This is a genomic window from Sodalis glossinidius str. 'morsitans', from assembly GCF_000010085.1.
Classification (GTDB): domain Bacteria; phylum Pseudomonadota; class Gammaproteobacteria; order Enterobacterales; family Enterobacteriaceae; genus Sodalis; species Sodalis glossinidius.
On sequence record NC_007712.1, the window covers coordinates 228,857 to 244,443 of the forward strand.

Genomic DNA, 15,587 nt, shown 5'->3' on the forward strand with positions numbered 1-15,587 from the left:
TCGGCGCTGTTGGCGGCGGGGAGTGTCGATGCGGCTTGCACACTCTACTCCATCGCTTGCTGAATCAGTTTATCCTCAAGGACGAAACGCGTCGCCAGCGCTTCCCCCACGCCCGACAACGCTTCCTGGAATGACAGATAGTTGTCGTGGTCAATGGCGTTTTCAAGATGGCTGTCGTAGAGCGCCATGATTTGCTGCGTATTTTCCTGCAGACCGCTGTAGGTCAGCGTGGACGAGCTCTCGCCCTCAGGCACGATACTATCGTAAACGAGAAAATGCCCGGCGGAGAGATAATCCACCAACTGATGGCAAAAGGCGTCCAGCGCTTCTTCGTCCAGCGGAGTATGCTTTTCTTTGTTGGGCTTGAGGCCGATCAAATGGTAGTAGGCCACTAAAAGTCCTTTGCGGGCCTGCAACCATTGATCAATAAGTTCATTATTGCCACCAACGCATTTCGCCAGGTTTTCCAACTGGTTTAGCATGATTGACTCCGAAGTGATAAAAATAACGCTGCGTAACTGATAAATAAAAGCGAGCAAAACGTTAAGGTTTTCTAGCTTGCCAGTGAATAAGAGGTAGTGCAACTAAAATGGAACACGAACTTAGAGGGAATGAACAGGGCTGGTGGTGGTCAGCCAGAAGGCCAAACTCTGGCTGCCGAAGGGGGAACTGCCCTTTGGCTGGTGCGCCGAACGATGCCGCGGGATATGGGATCGGTACGGCAAATACTTGATGCCGAACCGGGCCTGTTTCAGCCTGCCGGACGGGGCGTGCAGCTCGCGGAGTTCTACCGTTCCCATCGCCACTGCGGCTACTGCGGCCACGCGATGCGCCGCAGCAAGACGGAATGGGACTGTTTTTGCGACCACTGTCACGAACGGTATTACCCGCAAATCGCGCCCTGCATTATCGTGGCTATCCGACGCGATGATCGCATTTTGCTGGCGCGCCACAGCCGCCATCGCGGGGAAATCTATACCGTGCTGGCCGGCTTTGTCGAAGTAGGGGAGACGCTGGAACAATGCGTCGCGCGCGAGGTATGGAGGGGACACAGGTGTGGGTCAAAAATGTGCGTTACGTGACCTCGCAGCCCTGGCCGTTTCCTCATTCGCTGATGATGGCGTTATATGGCCGATTATGACGGTGGCGATATCCGGCACGATCCGCATGAGCTTCTCGACGCCGGCTGGTATCGTTACGACGCGCTGCCGCTGCCGCCGGGGACCGTAGCGCGCCGACTGATTGAAGATACCGTCGCGCTTTGCCGCGCGCATCGGTAAAATCCGTCGTACATGCTACAATTTACCTCTGACAGCAAGGAAACCTGAATGAGTGAATTGAAAAACGACCGTTATTTGCGTGCGCTGCTGCGCCAGCCGGTCGACGTAACGCCCGTTTGGATGATGCGCCAGGCCGGCCGTTATTTGCCGGAATACAAAGCGACGCGCGCCGAGGCCGGTGATTTCATGTCGCTGTGCCGTAATGCCGATCTGGCTTGTGAGGTGACGCTGCAGCCGCTGCGTCGTTTTCCGCTGGATGCCACCATTCTGTTTTCCGATATTCTTACCGTCCCGGACGCAATGGGACTGGGTCTGTGGTTTGAGCAGGGTGAAGGACCGCGCTTTGCCCGGCCGATTCAGCATCGGCGTGACGTGGAACAGCTGCCGATACCCGATCCCGAACAGGAGCTCGGCTATGTGATGAATGCGGTGCGCGCCATCCGACAGCGTTTGCAGGGAGCGGTGCCGTTAATCGGCTTCTCGGGCAGTCCCTGGACGCTGGCCACCTATATGGTGGAAGGCGGCAGCAGCAAGGCTTTTACCAAAATCAAACAGATGCTGTACGCCGAGCCGGAAACATTACATCTGCTATTGGATAAACTGGCGGACAGCGTCGTGCTGTATCTCAACGGGCAAATCCGCGCCGGCGCCCAGGCGGTCATGCTGTTCGACACGTGGGGCGGAGCGCTGACCGGCGCAGACTATCGCGAGTTTTCCATGCACTATATGCATAAAATCGTTGACGGCCTGCTGCGTGAACAGGATGGCCGTCGGGTGCCGGTGACATTATTCACCAAAGGTGGCGGTCAGTGGCTGGAGGCGATGGCCGCCACCGGCTGCGATGCGCTTGGCCTCGACTGGAGCACCGATATCGCGGACGCTCGCCGCCGGGTAGGCGACAAAGTAGCTCTACAGGGCAATATGGATCCTTCGGTTCTCTATGGCTCACCGGCGCGAATCGAGCGGGAGGTAGCGACTATTCTGGACGCTTTCGGCCCGGGCGAAGGGCATGTTTTCAATCTCGGGCACGGTATTCATCAGGATGTGCCGCCGGCGCATGCGGGCCATTTCGTGGCAGCGGTACACCGGCTGTCGCAGTCCTATCACCGTTAGGACATTCAGTTATGGATATCGCTGTACTGCGCGCCGAACAGATAGCTACGGAGGGGAAAGTCATCCGGCACGACGATTTTGCCTTTAGCCAGCCCGGACTTATCGCCGGCGCGGATGTCGGCTTTGAACAGGGAGGTGAGGTGACTCGCGCTGCCATTGCCCTGCTGCGCTTTCCGTCGCTGGAGCTCGTCGAGTTTCAGGTGGCGCGGGTCACTACCACGATGCCGTATATTCCCGGCTTTTTGTCGTTTCGCGAATACCCGGCGCTGTTGGCGGCATGGGATAAACTTGGCCACCGTCCGGATCTGCTGCTGGTGGACGGCCATGGCATCTCGCATCCGCGGCGTCTTGGCGTGGCGAGTCATTTCGGCCTGTTGGTCGATACTCCCACCATCGGCGTAGCCAAGCGCCGCTTATGCGGCAAATTCGCGCCGCTGGCGGAAGCGCAGGGGGCGCTGGCGCCGCTGATGGACAAGGGGGAGCAACTGGCGTGGGTGTGGCGCAGTAAATTACGCTGCAATCCGCTGTTTATTTCCACCGGCCATCGGGTGGGACTGGCATCCGCCCTGCACTGGGTGCAACTTTGCATGCGCGGTTACCGCCTCCCTGAGCCAACGCGCTGGGCCGATGCGGTGGCGTCGAACCGCACGGCTTTCAAGCGCTGGCAGCAGGAGCGGGAGGAAGCGGACTTTTTCCCGCCGCAATAGGGTCCCGGGAAAATTTCAGGTAAACTGCGCGTAAGTTAAAGAGTAATGGGACACCCAATGTTACGTAATCCGATACATTTACGCCTGGAAAAGCTGGCAAGCTGGCAACATATCACGTTTATGGCGTCCCTCTGTGAGCGTATGTATCCTAATTACCAGCTGTTTTGTCAGCAAACCGGTTTCGGCGACGCGGCCATCTTTCGGCGCATTCTAGCTCTCGTCTGGGAGACGTTGGTAGTAAAAGATGCTAAGGTCAATTTTGATTTACAGCTGGAAAAGCTGGAGGAAGCGATTCCTGCCGCCGATGATTATGACTTTTACGGCGTTTATCCCGCGATAGATGCCTGTGTTGCACTTAGTGAAGTTTTGCATTCCCGTTTGAGCGGAGAAACGTTGTCGCATGTTATCACCGTAAGCGAGACGTCAATTCGCAGTGTGGCGATGGTTGAAATGACCCAGGCGCAACGGGAAATGACCGAAGAAGCGCTTAATGCGCTGCCGGCTATTGGGCAGGAATGGGATGTGCAATGGGAAATTTATCGTTTATTGGCGGATTGCGAAGATCGTGATATTGAATTAATTAAAGGACTGCGTGCCGATCTGCGCGAGGCCGGAATTAGCAATATTGGGATAAATTTGCAGCAATAAGGCAGAAAAACGTGATTTAACACCTGTTTTGCGGGTCCATGAGGCTTCACATTAGCACCCTGTCTGGTCTACATTTGGGGGAGTGAAAAAAGTGGCTATCGGTGCGTGTATGCAGGGGGGGCTGTCAATCGGCATATCCGTCGCACTCGATGCTTAGCAAGCGGTAAACACACTGTAAGGATAACATATGAACAAGACTCAACTGATTGATGTAATTGCTGATAAAGCTGATCTTTCTAAGGCACAAGCGAAGTCGGCGCTAGAATCCACTTTGGCAGCAATTACCGAGTCTCTTAAAGAGGGTGATGCAGTACAATTGGTTGGTTTCGGCACTTTCAAAATTAATCATCGTAGCGAACGCACTGGCCGCAATCCGCAGACTGGCAAAGAAATCAAAATCGCAGCTGCCAACGTGCCTGTCTTTGTTTCTGGTAAAGCATTGAAAGACGCAGTCAAATAAAAGCAGTGTGCAGGTGAAAACAATAAGCAGAGGGGCAATTACGCCCCTTTTGTCTTTACGGCTGTGTGGTCGTATTGGGCTTATGGCTCTGATGCTGACGGTATGTAGCTACCATCAATCTCCCCCCGCGTTTACCGTCACCGGCTATATCGCCGATCGCGGCGCCATGCGTCTGTGGCGTAAAGACGACCCCGCCAGCGGACGCGTGACGCTTGAAAGTGTCCACAGTCCCTACCGCGGCGGCGATACCACCGTGACCCGCTATGAATATCAGCAGGGCGAGGTGCATCAGATTCGCCGTCAGCAGAGCGGAGAGCAGCCTGAAACGGTACAGCTTCGCTTCGATGCGCGTGGCAATCTTAGTTTCATGCAGCGTGAGCGCGGGCAGCGGTGGGGAGTCTCTCAGCGATGACGAGACGGCGCTGTATCAGTTCGAGGCCCGTCGCCTGTTGAATGTCAGCCAGGCGCTGCGCGCCGGCCGCGTCCGGTTAAAGCAGGGGGTTTGGCAAAATGGCATTATCACGCTTTGCCAGGGTGGGACGGTGGCGCCGAATTTCGATGCGCGCGCGGCAGGCTGGCCGCCCGTACCCGTCATACGTCGGGCGCATTGGGAATTGCTTGGCTTGAAGCACCGGAAGGTACCCAATTATTGCTAGTCGCCAACGAGGATTTCTGCCGCTGGCAGCGGTATCAGACGTCGCGGGCTATAGCGCGGTAGCCGATATCGCGGCGGCAGAAGCTTTCCCGCCATTGGACGGCCTGGGCCGCGCGGTAGGCCTTCGCCTGCGCATCGGCAACAGTGGCTCCCAGCGCGGTGATGCATAGCACGCGACCTCCCTGGGTCAGTACCTTGCCCTGATGCAGGCGGGTACCGGCGTGAAAGATTTTTTCTCCTTCCGCCTCGGTTGCCGGTAGACCGCTGATTTCATCCCCAGTGAGGTAGTCGCCGGGATAGCCTCCCGCCGCCAATACCACACCCAGCGCCGGCCGTTCATCCCATTCGGACCTTTCCTCGTTCAAACGGCCTTCGGTGGCCGCCAGGCAGTGGGCGACCAGATCAGAGCGCATGCGCAGCATAATAGGTTGGGTTTCCGGATCGCCAAAGCGGCAGTTGAACTCAATAACTTTCGGCTGACCATCAGGGCTTATCATCAAACCGGCATACAGGAAGCCGGTGTAGACATTGCCTTCAGCCGCCATCCCCTTTACCGTTGGCCAAATGACCTGCTCCATCACCCGGCGGTGCACCTCGTCGGTAACTACCGGCGCCGGCGAATAGGCGCCCATGCCGCCGGTGTTCGGACCGGTATCCCCATCGCCGACGCGTTTATGATCTTGGCTGGTGGCCATTGGCAACACATGCTCACCGTCCACCATGACAATAAAGCTGGCCTCTTCGCCATCGAGAAATTCCTCGATGACAATACGATGCCCGGCATCGCCAAAAGCGTTACCTGCCAACATATCGTTTACGGCGGATTCCGCTTCCACCTGCGTCATGGCGACGATTACGCCTTTACCGGCGGCCAGGCCGTCCGCTTTGATGACGATAGGCGCCCCTTGCTGACGCACATAGTCCAGCGCCGGCGCAACCTCGGTAAAGTTTTCATAGCGTGCGGTCGGTATACCGTGGCGGGCGAGAAAGTCTTTGCTGAAAGCTTTGGAGCCTTCCAACTGCGCGGCGGCCTGCGTCGGGCCAAAAATCTTCAGATCGGCGGCGCGGAAGGCATCCACCACGCCCTGCACCAGCGGCGCTTCAGGACCGACAATGGTCAGCCCGATGTGTTGCTCCCGGGCGAAGGCTACCAGCGCCGGAATATCGGTGGCGGCGATATCCACATTTTGCAGCGCCGGCTCCAGCGCGGTGCCGGCATTGCCGGGCGCGACATAGACGTTGTCGGCAAGCGTCGACTGAGCAGCTTTCCAGGCCAAGGAGTGTTCACGTCCACCGTTGCCGATAATTAAAATATTCATGGCGAGCTAACTCCTGGGCTTAATGGCGGAAATGACGCATATGGGTGAAGATCATGGCAATGCCATGCTCATTGGCGGCGGCGATGATTTCATTATCGTGAATCGATCCGCCTGGCTGAATGACGCAACGCACGCCCACCGCCGCCGCGGCATCAATACCGTCGCGGAAGGGGAAGAAAGCGTCTGAGGCCATCGCCGATCCCTTGACGTCCAGACCTTCGTCCGCCGCCTTGATGCCGGCGATTTTTGCCGAATAAACGCGGCTCATTTGCCCGGCGCCGATACCGATGGTGCGCTGGTAGCGGGCATAAACGATGGCGTTGGATTTCACGAACTTGGCCACTTTCCAGCAGAAAAGCGCATCGCGCATTTCCTCTTCTGTCGGCTGGCGCTCGGTGACCACACTCAAATCCTGCAGGTCCACCATGCCGACGTCGCGCTCCTGCACCAGCAGGCCGCCGTTAACCCGTTTGAAATCCAATCCCGGCGACGGCTGCTGCAAATTGCCGCAGGCCAGTACCCGCACGTTCTGCTTGCCGGCCAGCACGCCCAGAGCGTCGTCGTCGACCGCAGGTGCGATGATAACCTCAACAAATTGGCGACTCACAATCGCTTTGGCAGTATCGGCGTCCAGCGGCCGGTTGAAAGCAATAATCCCGCCAAACGCAGACGTCGGATCGGTCTGGTAGGCGCGATTATAGGCCGCCAACAGGGTATCGCTGGTAGCCACGCCGCACGGGTTGGCATGCTTGACAATAACGCAAGCCGCCTCGGTAAAGGTTTTTACGCATTCGAGCGCCGCATCGGTATCGGCGATATTATTATAGGAAAGCGCCTTCCCCTGTAGCTGCTGCGCGGTGGCCACCGACGCTTCCGGCGTCTCGGGATCGGTATAAAACGCCGCCATCTGGTGGCTGTTCTCGCCGTAGCGCATATCCTGTTTCTTGATAAAGTTAAGATTGAGGGTGCGCGGGAAGCGGCCGGAAGGTTGCTTTGCATCGCCGTGATAGGCCGGCACCTGGCTGCCGAAATAGTTGGCAATCATACTGTCATAGGCAGCGGTGTGTTCAAACGCCTTGATAGCGAGGTCGAAACGGGTCTCCAGGGTGAGCGAGCCGCTGTGCTGATCCATTTCCGCCACAACCGCGGGATAGTTGGCGCTATTGACCACAATGGCGACATCTTTATGGTTCTTGGCGGCGGAGCGCACCATTGTCGGGCCACCGATATCGATATTTTCCACCGCCTCTTCACGGGTACACTCCGCGCGCGCCACTGTGGCTGCAAAGGGGTACAGGTTGACGACCACCATGTCGATTGGGGCAATGTCATGCTCGCGCATAATGGCGTCATCGATATCGCGCCGGCCCAGGATCCCGCCATGCACTTTGGGATGCAGCGTTTTAACCCGCCCGTCCATCATTTCGGGAAAGCCCGTATAGTCGGACACTTCGGTGACCGGTAGACCCGCTTCGGCCAGCAGGCGGGCGGTGCCGCCGGTGGAAAGCAGCTCAACGCCTCGCTCGGACAGCGACCGGGCGAACGCCAAAATACCGGTTTTATCGGAAACGCTGAGCAGCGCGCGACGGACAGGACGTGGTGGTTGCATGGCAAATGACCCTTGATATGAATAGCAATGATGTTACTTGTATTGATTGGCAATGCCGAAATGGCATTTCGCCCGCGCGGTCACTCGACCCGGACGGGAAAAAGTTGCCTGAATTGTAGCGAAAACGATTGCGCGATGCTCGCCAAATTTTGTCTCTGCGCCCTGGGTTGTGGATAAATTTGTGTAAAAGCAGGTATAAGCCGGTATTTGCTGTGGAAAGCAGCAAGCAGGCGAAATTGATGAAAATAGCGGTTGCCACGGAGCCGGAACCCCCTATAATGCGCCTCCATCGACCGGTCATGTGAACATCATCACGGTGAACGGAAGGGTTCAGAAACAGGCGAAACTGCTTGACACTGAATGAGGAAGGCGTAATATGCGCCACCCGTGCGGGTCGAGAAAACAGCCGGCACTGCTCTTTAACAATTTATCAGACAATCTGTGTGGGCACTCACAAGACGATATCGACATACCGAAATATCAAGTCTTGAAGAGTGAACAACAAATATTCATATGAATACCAGTTTTGATTCTTTGAGCATCAAGCTTTTAATTGAAGAGTTTGATCATGGCTCAGATTGAACGCTGGCGGCAGGCCTAACACATGCAAGTCGAGCGGCAGCGGAAAGAAGCTTGCTTCTTTGCCGGCGAGCGGCGGACGGGTGAGTAATGTCTGGGGATCTGCCCGATGGAGGGGGATAACTACTGGAAACGGTAGCTAATACCGCATAACGTCGCAAGACTAAAGTGGGGGACCTTCGGGCCTCACACCATCGGATGAACCCAGATGGGATTAGCTAGTAGGTGGGGTAATGGCTCACCTAGGCGACGATCCCTAGCTGGTCTGAGAGGATGACCAGCCACACTGGAACTGAGACACGGTCCAGACTCCTACGGGAGGCAGCAGTGGGGAATATTGCACAATGGGGGAAACCCTGATGCAGCCATGCCGCGTGTGTGAAGAAGGCCTTCGGGTTGTAAAGCACTTTCAGCGGGGAAGAAGGCGTTAGCGTTAACAGCGCTATCGATTGACGTTACCTGCAGAAGAAGCACCGGCTAACTCCGTGCCAGCAGCCGCGGTAATACGGAGGGTGCAAGCGTTAATCGGAATTACTGGGCGTAAAGCGTACGCAGGCGGTCTGTTAAGTCAGATGTGAAATCCCCGGGCTTAACCTGGGAACTGCATTTGAAACTGGCAGGCTAGAGTCTCGTAGAGGGGGGTAGAATTCCAGGTGTAGCGGTGAAATGCGTAGAGATCTGGAGGAATACCGGTGGCGAAGGCGGCCCCCTGGACGAAGACTGACGCTCAGGTACGAAAGCGTGGGGAGCAAACAGGATTAGATACCCTGGTAGTCCACGCTGTAAACGATGTCGATTTGAAGGTTGTGGCCTTGAGCTGTGGCTTTCGGAGCTAACGCGTTAAATCGACCGCCTGGGGAGTACGGCCGCAAGGTTAAAACTCAAATGAATTGACGGGGGCCCGCACAAGCGGTGGAGCATGTGGTTTAATTCGATGCAACGCGAAGAACCTTACCTACTCTTGACATCCAGAGAACTTGGCAGAGATGCCTTGGTGCCTTCGGGAGCTCTGAGACAGGTGCTGCATGGCTGTCGTCAGCTCGTGTTGTGAAATGTTGGGTTAAGTCCCGCAACGAGCGCAACCCTTATCCTTTGTTGCCAGCGATTTGGTCGGGAACTCAAAGGAGACTGCCGGTGATAAACCGGAGGAAGGTGGGGATGACGTCAAGTCATCATGGCCCTTACGAGTAGGGCTACACACGTGCTACAATGGCGCATACAAAGAGAAGCGATCTCGCGAGAGTCAGCGGACCTCACAAAGTGCGTCGTAGTCCGGATTGGAGTCTGCAACTCGACTCCATGAAGTCGGAATCGCTAGTAATCGTGGATCAGAATGCCACGGTGAATACGTTCCTGGGCCTTGTACACACCGCCCGTCACACCATGGGAGTGGGTTGCAAAAGAAGTAGGTAGCTTAACCTTCGGGAGGGCGCTTACCACTTTGTGATTCATGACTGGGGTGAAGTCGTAACAAGGTAACCGTAGGGGAACCTGCGGTTGGATCACCTCCTTACCTAAGCGATACGTTGAGTGACGTGTCCACACAGATTGTCTGATAATTGTCACGAGCAAGAAAAACCTGCTATAGGCTTGTAGCTCAGGTGGTTAGAGCGCACCCCTGATAAGGGTGAGGTCGGTGGTTCAAGTCCACTCAGGCCTACCAGTTCTGCTTATTTCCGTGGGTTCCCGTGATGAGGAGGGCAGCATGTTGCCGACAGGCGGCATGAGAGGCTGTGCGTCAGGGGGGCGAAGAAGGCGAGACTGGCTGTCGTACTGTAACGTCGCGGTGCGGTATCGGGTTTACCGGCAGGTAAACGGTATCGTCGCGGGTGAGCGACGGCATATGCAAGGTAAACGACTTGGGGCTATAGCTCAGCTGGGAGAGCGCCTGCTTTGCACGCAGGAGGTCAGCGGTTCGATCCCGCTTAGCTCCACCATTTCGCTGTGGAGTCGGGTTTGGTCATTTGTGGGTATGAGAAGGTTTTTTTTGCTGTAGTGTTATTTCAGAGCGCGTTTATCAAGCGCGCTGCGAAATACCGCTCTTTAACAATCCGGAACAAGCTGAAAATTTGAAACACATGCTGAAGTGCAAACTCAGTATGCGAGTCTCTCAAACGAAGTAAGCAAACCTGAGGTAACGCGCAAGCGTTATCACTGTAGCGCGCAGACAGCTCAGGGTTGTGAGGTTAAGTGACTAAGCGTACACGGTGGATGCCTAGGCAGTCAGAGGCGATGAAGGACGTGCTAATCTGCGAAAAGCGCCGGTGAGCTGATATGAAGCGTTATCAGCCGGCGATGTCCGAATGGGGAAACCCGGTGCAACTCGTTGCATCATTGTCAGGTGAATCCATAGCTTGACGAAGCGAACCAGGGGAACTGAAACATCTCAGTACCTTGAGGAAAAGAAATCAACCGAGATTCCCCCAGTAGCGGCGAGCGAACGGGGAACAGCCCAGAGCCATCATCAGCTTGCGCATCAGGAGAACGGTCTGGAAAGTCCGGCGACAGAGGGTGATAGCCCCGTATCCGAAGGTGCGCTTGTTGTGAGCTCGATGAGTAGGGCGGGACACGTGATATCCTGTCTGAAGATGGGGGGACCATCCTCCAAGGCTAAATACTCCTGACTGACCGATAGTGAACCAGTACCGTGAGGGAAAGGCGAAAAGAACCCCGGCGAGGGGAGTGAAATAGAACCTGAAACCGTGTACGTACAAGCAGTGGAAGCATCCTTCGGGGTGTGACTGCGTACCTTTTGTATAATGGGTCAGCGACTTATATTCTGTAGCAAGGTTAACCGTATAGGGGAGCCGTAGGGAAACCGAGTCTTAACTGGGCGTCTAGTTGCAGGGTATAGACCCGAAACCCGGTGATCTAGCCATGGGCAGGTTGAAGGTTGGGTAACACTAACTGGAGGACCGAACCGACTAATGTTGAAAAATTAGCGGATGACTTGTGGCTGGGGGTGAAAGGCCAATCAAACCGGGAGATAGCTGGTTCTCCCCGAAAGCTATTTAGGTAGCGCCTCGTGAAGTCATCTACGGGGGTAGAGCACTGTTTCGGCTAGGGGTCCATCCCGGATTACCAACCCGATGCAAACTGCGAATACCGTAGAATGTTATCACGGGAGACACACGGCGGGTGCTAACGTCCGTCGTGAAGAGGGAAACAACCCAGACCGCCAGCTAAGGTCCCAAAGTCATGGTTAAGTGGGAAACGATGTGGGAAGGCCCAGACAGCCAGGATGTTGGCTTAGAAGCAGCCATCATTTAAAGAAAGCGTAATAGCTCACTGGTCGAGTCGGCCTGCGCGGAAGATGTAACGGGGCTAAACCATGCACCGAAGCTGCGGCAGCGGACGTATCACTTAAAACGCTCCACGCGACGATGAGCGGGCGCGTGCAAGCCACATTCCCGTTAAGTCGGCAACAGCCGGACAAGGGCAAGGCGTTTTAAGGATACGTCCGTTGGGTAGGGGAGCGTTCTGTAAGCCTGTGAAGGTGGCCTGTGAGGGCTGCTGGAGGTATCAGAAGTGCGAATGCTGACATAAGTAACGATAAAGTGGGTGAAAAGCCCGCTCGCCGGAAGACCAAGGGTTCCTGTTCAACGTTAATCGGAGCAGGGTGAGTCGACCCCTAAGGCGAGGCCGAAAGGCGTAGTCGATGGGAAACAGGTTAATATTCCTGTACTAGGTGTGACTGCGAAGGGGGGACGGAGAAAGCTAGGTTTGCCGGGCGACGGTTGTCCCGGTTCAAGCGTGCAGGTGGAAAGAGCAGGCAAATCCGCTCTTTCATAACACTGAGGCGTGATGACGAGCTACCACGGTAGTGAAGGAATTGATGCTACGCTTCCAGGAAAAGCCTCTAAGCTCCAGGTCACATCGAATCGTACCCCAAACCGACACAGGTGGTCAGGTAGAGGATACCCAGGCGCTTGAGAGAACTCGGGTGAAGGAACTAGGCAAAATGGTGCCGTAACTTCGGGAGAAGGCACGCTGGCATGTAGGTGGAGGGCCTTGCGCCCCGAGCTGAAGCCAGTCGCAGATACCAGCTGGCTGCAACTGTTTATTAAAAACACAGCACTGTGCAAACACGAAAGTGGACGTATACGGTGTGACGCCTGCCCGGTGCCGGAAGGTTAATTGATGGGGTTATCCGTAAGGAGAAGCTCTTGATCGAAGCCCCGGTAAACGGCGGCCGTAACTATAACGGTCCTAAGGTAGCGAAATTCCTTGTCGGGTAAGTTCCGACCTGCACGAATGGCGTAATGATGGTCAGGCTGTCTCCACCCGAGACTCAGTGAAATTGAACTCGCCGTGAAGATGCGGTGTACCCGCGGCAAGACGGAAAGACCCCGTGAACCTTTACTATAGCTTGACACTGAACATTGAGCCTTGATGTGTAGGATAGGTGGGAGGCTTTGAAGTGTGGACGCCAGTCTGCATGGAGCCAACCTTGAAATACCACCCTTTAATGTTTGATGTTCTCACTCAGGCCCGTCATCCGGGCCGAGGACAGTGTCTGGTGGGTAGTTTGACTGGGGCGGTCTCCTCCCAAAGCGTAACGGAGGAGCACGAAGGTTAGCTAATCACGGTCGGACATCGTGAGGTTAGTGCAAAGGCATAAGCTAGCTTGACTGCGAGAGTGACGGCTCGAGCAGGTGCGAAAGCAGGTCTTAGTGATCCGGTGGTTCTGCATGGAAGGGCCATCGCTCAACGGATAAAAGGTACTCCGGGGATAACAGGCTGATACCGCCCAAGAGTTCATATCGACGGCGGTGTTTGGCACCTCGATGTCGGCTCATCACATCCTGGGGCTGAAGTAGGTCCCAAGGGTATGGCTGTTCGCCATTTAAAGTGGTACGCGAGCTGGGTTTAGAACGTCGTGAGACAGTTCGGTCCCTATCTGCCGTGGGCGCTGGAAGATTGAGAGGGGCTGCTCCTAGTACGAGAGGACCGGAGTGGACGCACCACTGGTGTTCGGGTTGTCATGCCAATGGCATTGCCCGGTAGCTACGTGCGGAAGAGATAACCGCTGAAAGCATCTAAGCGGGAAACTTGCCTCGAGATGAGTCTTCCCTGAGGCCTTGAGCCTCCTAAAGGGACGTTAAAGACGATGACGTTGATAGGTCGGGTGTGTAAGCGCTGCGAGGTGTTGAGCTAACCGATACTAATGACCCGTGAGACTTAACCTTACAACACCTGAGCTGTTTGAGAGAGGGCGAAAGCCAGAGCTGTAACGAACGTTAGCGGCAAAGCGCAAGCGACATGAACGCGAGCGCCAGAAAGACGATATCAGCGATGTTCCGGATAACGCCCGATGGTCACGCAAGTGAGGGTTGGGCAGCAAGAGCAGTCTGCATGGTGAAAGCGGTGCGGAAAACGAATTTGCCTGGCGGCACGAGCGCGGTGGTCCCACCTGACCCCATGCCGAACTCAGAAGTGAAACGCCGTAGCGCCGATGGTAGTGTGGGGTCTCCCCATGCGAGAGTAGGGAACTGCCAGGCATCCATTACGTCCTAACGGGTAGCCCGGGGTGACGACAAGAAGCACGCTGATATGGCTCAGTTGGTAGAGCGCACCCTTGGTAAGGGTGAGGTCCCCAGTTCGACTCTGGGTATCAGCACCAGTCATAAAACGGTACGAGTTCGGTTAAAAGAATTTGCCTGGCGGCACGAGCGTGGTGGTCCCACCTGACCCCATGCCGAACTCAGAAGTGAAATGCCGTAGCGCCGATGGTAGTGTGGGGTCTCCCCATGCGAGAGTAGGGAACTGCCAGGCATCCATTCAGAAGCCCTCTGCTAGTGCAGAGGGCTTTTTTCTTGCCAAGAGTTTTACCGCCTGTTGTATCTAACTCATCACTTATATTCCGCTTTATTTCACCCCTTTGATAAGCCCGCCAGCGTCATTATTCATACAGCCTGTTAATAAAACCGTTTTCTTAATTGACACGGTTACTGGTAAGCTCGCTTGCGAGCACGTCGACGGAAAGCATGGGGCTACTTTATTAAATAAACTGAATTTTTAATTTCTGCCTAATCATTTTTTTTATCCGCCGATCGGCTTAGTTTATTCCAGAATAGTAAACAAATTGAGCAGACTTTATACGCATTATAAATCAATTTGATTGACCTATTTTCTCCTCGCATACTGCGGCCTGGATGACGGGTGGAAAAGGATTATGAGAACCTCAGGCACGAATCTCGAACACGCCAAAGCTCACAATAGACGGGTGATTATTGAGGCTATCCGTTTGAACGGTGAATTGACCCGGGCGGAGCTGGCGCGTTTAACGGCGCTGACGCCGCAAACAGTTTCCAATATCGTCGGCGATTTGCGACAGGTGGGTATTCTTTCCGCGCATCGGCCCCGGCGCGATGGCGCCCGCGGGCAGCCGGCGATTCCGGTAACGTTAAATCCCGATAGCGCCTATTCAATCGGCATTCATCTTGATCATCAAAATTTATTGATAATATTGGTCGATTTTTCTGGCGCGGTGCGCGCAAGGCTCTTCACTTTGATGCAAAAGCCACAGCCAGGCGCCACAATTGCGATTATTACCCAACAACTGCTCGACATGAAGCAACAGGCAGCGATTGATTGTCGCAAAATGCTGGGTATCGGGATCATGATGCCCGGCCTGTTTGGCGTTGAAGGGCTTTCATCCGAAGGTCCCACCACGCTACATGGTTGGGAGCATGTGGATGTTGTCGGGCGGCTTTCCGCCGCAACTGGCTGGCCGGTGACGCTGGAGAACGACGCCACGGTGGCCGCTATCGGCGAGCGTTTTCACGGCGTGGCGAAGCGGCTGGACTCGTTCGTTTATCTCTACTTGGGCACGGGTCTCGGAGCAGGAATATTCACCGACGGTCAAGTTTATGGCGGTCACGCTCAAAATGCCGGTGAAGTAGGGCATATGGTGGTACGACCGGGCGGCAATGCTACTGCGGCAATCGCGGTTGTCTGGAGCGTTATCTGTCACTGCAGACGGCCTGGGAAGCCTGTGGTCTGGATCCGCTAACCGCGTTGCCGGAAGATCTACTCAAGGCGTCGGCGGCGGATTTTGACCGCTGGGTAACCTCAATGCTGCCGGCGGCGCGCCCAGCGATCAATATACTTGAATGCGTATTCGATCCTGAGGCGGTAATTATTGGCGGTTTAATGCCACAGCCGTTGCTGGCGGAAATCGTGACGCGACTTTACCAAAAGTCCTATGCTCATAG

The 15,587-nt window shown here is 55.4% G+C and carries 7 protein-coding genes, 3 tRNA genes, 4 rRNA genes and 3 pseudogenes; 14 read left to right on the forward strand and 3 right to left on the reverse strand.

The annotated features are described in order from the left end of the window. Positions 1–44: 44 nt before the first annotated feature. The gene (rsd, locus tag SGP1_RS01155) at positions 45–482 is read right to left on the reverse strand and encodes a sigma D regulator (RefSeq protein WP_011410001.1); all 438 of its coding nucleotides are present in this window, start codon (positions 480–482) and stop codon (positions 45–47) included. Between the two features lie 107 nt (positions 483–589). Between rsd and nudC the strand changes: the two are divergent. From nudC to SGP1_RS35970, 6 genes and pseudogenes are all read left to right on the forward strand, one after another. Next, positions 590–1,280, forward strand: a pseudogene (nudC, locus tag SGP1_RS01160) (NAD(+) diphosphatase). Between the two features lie 48 nt (positions 1,281–1,328). Next, positions 1,329–2,393, forward strand: a complete 1,065-nt coding sequence (gene hemE, locus SGP1_RS01165) for a uroporphyrinogen decarboxylase (protein ID WP_011410002.1) — start codon at positions 1,329–1,331, stop codon at positions 2,391–2,393. A gap of 11 nt (positions 2,394–2,404) precedes the next feature. Beyond that, on the forward strand, positions 2,405–3,100 hold the full coding sequence (nfi, locus tag SGP1_RS01170; protein ID WP_011410003.1) for a deoxyribonuclease V: 696 nt from the start codon (positions 2,405–2,407) through the stop codon (positions 3,098–3,100). 57 nt (positions 3,101–3,157) lie between these two features. Then, positions 3,158–3,748 carry a YjaG family protein gene (locus tag SGP1_RS01175; protein WP_011410004.1) on the forward strand — a complete coding sequence of 197 codons (591 nt, stop codon included), beginning with the start codon at positions 3,158–3,160 and terminating at the stop codon, positions 3,746–3,748. A gap of 187 nt (positions 3,749–3,935) precedes the next feature. Then, a complete protein-coding gene (hupA, locus tag SGP1_RS01180) occupies positions 3,936–4,208 on the forward strand; it encodes a nucleoid-associated protein HU-alpha (protein WP_011410005.1) in 273 nt (90 codons plus the stop codon). An 82-nt stretch (positions 4,209–4,290) separates the two neighbouring features. Continuing rightward, positions 4,291–4,926: pseudogene (locus tag SGP1_RS35970) on the forward strand (DUF1481 domain-containing protein). Here the strand turns inward: SGP1_RS35970 and purD are convergent. Together purD and purH are read right to left on the reverse strand one after the other, a co-directional pair. Beyond that, complete coding sequence (purD, locus tag SGP1_RS01190) at positions 4,899–6,182, reverse strand: phosphoribosylamine--glycine ligase (RefSeq protein ID WP_011410006.1); 1,284 nt, start codon at positions 6,180–6,182, stop codon at positions 4,899–4,901. The pseudogene SGP1_RS35970 and the gene purD overlap by 28 nt on opposite strands. Positions 6,183–6,201: 19 nt before the next feature. After that, positions 6,202–7,791, reverse strand: a complete 1,590-nt coding sequence (gene purH / locus SGP1_RS01195) for a bifunctional phosphoribosylaminoimidazolecarboxamide formyltransferase/IMP cyclohydrolase (protein ID WP_011410007.1) — start codon at positions 7,789–7,791, stop codon at positions 6,202–6,204. A gap of 550 nt (positions 7,792–8,341) precedes the next feature. Between purH and SGP1_RS01200 the strand changes: the two genes are divergently transcribed. The 8 genes and pseudogenes from SGP1_RS01200 to SGP1_RS01235 all read left to right on the forward strand — a co-directional run. Then, positions 8,342–9,883 (forward strand): 16S ribosomal RNA (locus tag SGP1_RS01200). 73 nt (positions 9,884–9,956) lie between these two features. After that, a tRNA-Ile gene (locus tag SGP1_RS01205) sits at positions 9,957–10,033 on the forward strand. 198 nt (positions 10,034–10,231) lie between these two features. Then, positions 10,232–10,307 (forward strand) — tRNA-Ala (locus tag SGP1_RS01210). Between the two features lie 247 nt (positions 10,308–10,554). Then, positions 10,555–13,559: ribosomal RNA gene (locus SGP1_RS01215) — 23S ribosomal RNA — on the forward strand. Between the two features lie 196 nt (positions 13,560–13,755). Continuing rightward, positions 13,756–13,871: ribosomal RNA gene (rrf, locus tag SGP1_RS01220) — 5S ribosomal RNA — on the forward strand. A gap of 46 nt (positions 13,872–13,917) precedes the next feature. Continuing rightward, a tRNA-Thr gene (locus SGP1_RS01225) sits at positions 13,918–13,993 on the forward strand. A 36-nt stretch (positions 13,994–14,029) separates the two neighbouring features. After that, positions 14,030–14,145 (forward strand): 5S ribosomal RNA (gene rrf / locus SGP1_RS01230). Together the 16S, 23S and 5S rRNA genes with 3 tRNA genes alongside form the textbook arrangement of a ribosomal RNA operon. Positions 14,146–14,545: 400 nt before the next feature. Continuing rightward, a pseudogene (locus SGP1_RS01235) lies at positions 14,546–15,564 on the forward strand (ROK family transcriptional regulator); the annotation flags it as partial. Positions 15,565–15,587 lie beyond the last annotated feature (23 nt).